This window comes from Anaerotignum faecicola (assembly GCA_024460105.1).
GTDB lineage: Bacteria > Bacillota > Clostridia > Lachnospirales > Anaerotignaceae > JANFXS01.
Genome location: JANFXS010000321.1, coordinates 1 through 439, shown reverse-complemented (window position 1 = coordinate 439; position 439 = coordinate 1). Strand labels below are relative to the sequence as shown.

The following is a 439-nucleotide window of genomic DNA, read 5'->3' as shown; positions in this document are numbered from 1 at the left end:
CTGCTGTTCGGTCACCCAACTGCCGTCTGCTGCCACTAGGTATCCGTCTGGTGTAGTAGTATTTACAGCCATAATTCCATTCTGATTCAGATAATACGATGTTCCATTCTCTGTTATCCATTCCGCCCTCGCATAATTTCCATCATCTTTCTGGTATTGACAGCCGGTTGAAGTATTCTTCCATGTTCCTGCATACGCCGACATCGGGTTTAGGGTAACTGCCAGGAATATGATTGCCAGCTTCCAACCTGTTCTTTTTCTCATTATAAGCACCTCCTTCTATCCATAGCATACAAAGTCTCTGGAATCTATGTCGAGGGCACTTCTGAATTTTTTTTAAGGAATTACCTCAAAGGCATCCCTTCCAGCGCCCAATAACTTCATAAAATGGCTACAAAAGAAAAGGCATGAAAATACTCTCTCCATGCCTTTCCTTCCA

General features: G+C 43.3%; 1 protein-coding gene. It reads right to left on the bottom strand.

Going from position 1 to position 439, the window contains the following annotated elements:
• Positions 1-264, bottom strand: a 264-nt coding sequence (locus tag NE664_14180; protein ID MCQ4727783.1) for a hypothetical protein, incomplete at its 3' end; no start/stop codon positions are given.
• Positions 265-439 lie beyond the last annotated feature (175 nt).